Source organism: Paenibacillus sp. P32E (genome assembly GCF_001909085.1).
Taxonomy (GTDB): Bacteria; Bacillota; Bacilli; order Paenibacillales; family Paenibacillaceae; genus Paenibacillus_AQ; species Paenibacillus_AQ helianthi.
On sequence record NZ_LVYY01000041.1, the window covers coordinates 1 to 4,144 of the forward strand.

At 39.9% G+C, this 4,144-nt stretch carries 5 protein-coding genes and 1 pseudogene; 3 read left to right on the plus strand and 3 right to left on the minus strand.

Annotated features, from left to right (window positions below):
• Positions 1–371: IS110 family transposase (locus tag A3848_RS24480; RefSeq protein ID WP_143192457.1), on the minus strand; the 371-nt coding region annotated here is incomplete at its 3' end.
• Positions 372–601: 230 nt separating this feature from the next.
• Between A3848_RS24480 and A3848_RS33480 the strand changes: the two genes are divergently transcribed.
• Positions 602–949 (plus strand): DUF6713 family protein, encoded by a 348-nt coding sequence (locus tag A3848_RS33480; protein ID WP_074087491.1) that lies wholly within the window; start codon positions 602–604, stop codon positions 947–949.
• 392 nt (positions 950–1,341) lie between these two features.
• Here the strand turns inward: A3848_RS33480 and A3848_RS33135 are convergent, their stop codons facing one another.
• On the minus strand, positions 1,342–1,470 hold the full coding sequence (locus A3848_RS33135; RefSeq protein ID WP_256702546.1) for a hypothetical protein: 129 nt from the start codon (positions 1,468–1,470) through the stop codon (positions 1,342–1,344).
• A gap of 1,008 nt (positions 1,471–2,478) precedes the next feature.
• Here A3848_RS33135 and A3848_RS33580 point away from each other — a divergent pair.
• A pseudogene (locus tag A3848_RS33580) lies at positions 2,479–2,808 on the plus strand (ran-binding protein 10); the annotation flags it as partial.
• A 478-nt stretch (positions 2,809–3,286) separates the two neighbouring features.
• Here A3848_RS33580 and A3848_RS24510 read toward each other — a convergent pair.
• A complete protein-coding gene (locus A3848_RS24510) occupies positions 3,287–3,712 on the minus strand; it encodes a hypothetical protein (RefSeq protein WP_074087490.1) in 426 nt (141 codons plus the stop codon).
• Positions 3,713–3,893: 181 nt separating this feature from the next.
• On the opposite strand from A3848_RS24510, the gene A3848_RS33140 reads away from it, so the two are divergent.
• Positions 3,894–4,144, plus strand: a 251-nt coding sequence (locus tag A3848_RS33140; RefSeq protein ID WP_074083650.1) for an IS5/IS1182 family transposase, incomplete at its 3' end; no start/stop codon positions are given.

Consider the following 4,144-nt stretch of genomic DNA (forward strand, 5'->3'; position numbering starts at 1 on the left):
TCGTTTTTCGTCGGTGAGTTATCTTCCAGTTCTTTGCTTTGGTGTACATGGTGCGGATTGACAATGACCAAAGGAATACCTTGCTGTCCCAAATACTCGGCCAAGTTAAACCAGTAGTGTCCGGTGGGCTCAATGCCGAAGAGGACGTCGCTCTTGGCATGCTCCTGCTGAAGCTCCTTCATCCACTGTACCAGTTGCTCCAGACCTGTTCGTGTATTGGAGAATACACAATCTTTCCCCAGTTCAATTCCCCGAAAGTCAATGGCTCGGGCCACATGGGTTTCCTTAGCGATGTCTGCCCCTACCACAAGGGTCTTGTCGGAAATTCTCATAATCCGTTGATTCTGTTTCTTCGATTGTTTATACTTCATGTTGAGTGCCTCCTGCGCTGGAATTTGTTCTCTGGACGGAACGTTTCCCAGTATACAGCTGGCGCTTTTTTCATTCAAACCTCAAATTAATTCATTACAGGAATGGCTCTTTTTAGGCTGACGGGCAGTTTAATGGAACCCTCCATGTTTCGAAACGTAATTATTTTATGATGTGATTAACTCTGAGTATATTCAATAAGTGAGGTGTAACTGTGTCATCAATTTTACTAATGATTTTTTCAATTAATTTTGCTCTCCTACTTTTGCACGAAATGGATGCAATAAGAGCCAAAGAATGGAGAATGTTTATAATCCTAAAAGATATGGAAGATAAACGTGCATTCAAAGTATTTACAATTTTGCATCTACCGCTATATACTTTTTTACTGTTTTCATTTATAAGTCAACATCTTTTATCTTTCGTAATAATAGATCTATTTTTAATTTTTCACTCGATCGCTCATTTTTTCTTTGAGAAGCATCCAAATAATAATTTTAAGAACTTATACTCAAGATTAATTATATATCCAATGGGTTTATTGGGTTTGTTACATCTTGTTGGGTTAATGTATTTTTAGCAGATGTCGGTTAAAATAATTGCATATTACCCCCACACTGGATTTCGCAAGTGAAATGAGTAGTTCAGCACGGTTAACTCCAGCATGACGTTTTACATATTGCTTCCAACCGCGAAGGACCTCTTAGGCAAGGGGAAGAGTCTGAGTGTTGCGATTGCACTGGTGCAAGTAAGGATTTTAAAGACCTGGCGAAGTTCAGGAGAACAATGTCTACCCAGCGATGAATCTGATTAACCGCAGCCTTGAGGCGCTTGGTAATTGTCTCTCGGTTTGGCATTAAAATACGTAGTTCATGCCCATCTTTGCAGGAATAACTTTACTTTGTATTTTGGGACTTTCGAAACTTCTTAATAAGCTTAGTAAATATGGGAGACGATCGGATCACTGACTCCTTACAGGATATGCATACGGGTAATGTGGAGCGGGTAATGATCAGCGGTGTGCATATCGATGATATGGTTCTCCTGGTTGCCAAGGTTGACGACAATAACGGGATTGATATACGCTTTCGGGTACTGCAAATGATTTTGATTTCATTGAGCAATTTCCGGATTGCATGGCCTAAATGGATTAAACTCATGAGTCTAAGTAGGAATTAGACAACCTGATGGAAGCATATTGGTTACTTAAAACCCTTATGAGGTGGATGATGAGACCGATGCTTCATAATCAAGAATTCAAAGTTTACATTATAACCAAGGGAGCTGTCCTGAGGTTCTTAGTTATTGAAATCATCATTGGTACAATGACCTATTCTATAGCCATGAAGCTTTTTCATAATATCATCTTGGCGAGTGTAGGTGGGTGGGTAGGGACAGAAGGAATAAAGAGATTGTATGCTGTGAGTAAAATCATCGGGAAATAGAATTTTGTATTATTACATGTTTGGAAGCAACGAGGGTGTAGTCCGAAAGCATCGGCAATTGTAAAAGCCCATCAACCCTTAAATGGTTTAGTGGGCTTTTTTCTGTTCATTCATTAATCCATATAATCCCTTAATAACCCTTAAGTGTATTGTGAATTTTCGTCGAAAAACAGACTGTTTGTTCGCCTTTATTTATTGTGGGCTTGTATGCATACATATTAAAGGAGATGGAAATTTGTGAAAAAAAGAATGGGTAGTATAGGTAAGTTAGGTTGTGTATCATTTTATCGGTTGTTTTATCCGCCCAATACTTGAAGATGAGGTTTCAAATGCTGAAGGTGGGGGCACCATTTAGTACCAGTAGTGCATTAGAGGCAAAGAAGTATATCTTGAATTTGTTCAGTTGGCGGCTTCTTCAAATCCTAAGACGGATGTTACCTATAAAGTTTATGGTTTACAATCTAATAAGTGGGTAGAGATTTCGGGAAATGTAACTAAAAGTGTAGAGAATCATATAACAAAAACCTATACAATTCTTGATCCTTTTGTAGTAACCCCCAGAAAGTATAGTGGGGTTAGAATAGTATGTACTGGGAGTACTACTTGGATCGCTATTAGTGGGATCACAATAGGTTCTCTGACACCTGAACCAACTTTTGCACCAACAACAGCACCTACACCAACAGTAACACCGCAACCAACTGTTGAGCCAACATCAACACCAACGGTTACACCGTCACCAACGCCAGAGCAGCCAACAGGTGACCGGGCGATCCTGGTAGTGCCGATGAACACTGGCCTTGAAAAAGAATTTGATCTCAGCATGGCCGAGGTAAATGCCTTCATTGCTTGGTATGAGCAGGGCGGTACAGGAACAGCATCATATGCAATCAACAAACACGACAATAACAAAGGACCCTTTACCAGCCGGAAAGATTATGTAATCTTCGCTAAAATTCTTACGTTCAGTGTAGACGAATATTCTACAAAATAGCATTTACACATTGTTCCAGTTATTATTTAGTGAACATAAAGAACGTATCCTACACCGCCAATATGGGGGGATTTCCTTACCTTCAAGGGAATTTTACCTTTTTAAATATACATAATGTACCAAATGGGATGTTGTTTTATTACACGGATCGGAAGCACCGAGCGTGCAGTCCGAAAGCAACGGCAAAAGCCCGTCAACCTTAACTGGTCGGCGGACTTTTTTTGTTTATATGATAAACTCCGTAAATACAGGACTCCGTATATTCCGGATTTGGTCCAGCTCCTGATTCTCACCTTGGCGAGCAGCCGGGGCTCCAATAACTTTTTGATCCTCATTACAATATTACAGGACTTGCAAATATATCGCCATTTAAATCCATATTATTTCTCCGTTTCAATTTGCAACCGCTAATTTGGTTTTGAGCATCAAATAGATTTCGCGTTTGTTATCTGACTAGACCCAAATCTAGTTGCATAACTTAAATTACGCCCTCTCCTCCAATAGCAGTTGCTGTGAATGCTATGGGTCCAAATAGATTTATAGGCAAGTTGCTATCATTTTGGATCACCAATTCATAGTTGTGAATTCCAAGATAAGGACCATCAACCCACAGAACATTTAATTGAATATCAGTAGTTGTAGTAAAACGATAAAAGGATCTATAAATATCGACTCCAGCACGCCGGATAATAACAAAAAATTGACTATTAGCAAGTGCAGTAAGACTAAAACTACCATTTAACTCGACTCTACTGGAGAAAGAGGCAGGATTAGCCGGACTAATATTTACTTGTGCCGTGGCTAGTCCCGCTCCAGCTCCAGGAGTCCCAACAACTGTTGTAGTAATAGTAAGCGGGTCTAACGGAATTTTTGCCTGTGAACCGTAACTTATAATTGTCGCCATTTATCATCACTCCATTTCAAGGTTATACGTTATTATATTGTAAATCCGCAATTATAGATTGGACAGAATTCCTGATGATTATATACATTTAAGTTGTACATTGCTTAATCATATAAACCTAGGATGTGTCTGGAAACTAAATAACATGGTAAGATTTGAGAAAACGAATGGGGCGTCAAGCATGATTCAAAGACGGTACGAAATAAGCGATGAACAGTGGGAACAAATTAAGGACATGTTTCCACCCTACAAAACAGGGCGTCCGTCAAAATTAAGTGAAAGAACCATGTTTAATGCTTTTCTATGGATCGCTCGAAGTGGTGCTGCCTGGCGCGATCTACCGGAGGAACGCTATGGTTCATGGAAAACGGTCTACAGTCGCTTCTGCAAATGGCGAGATACCGGACTGCTTGTCGCGATCTTCCAAACTCT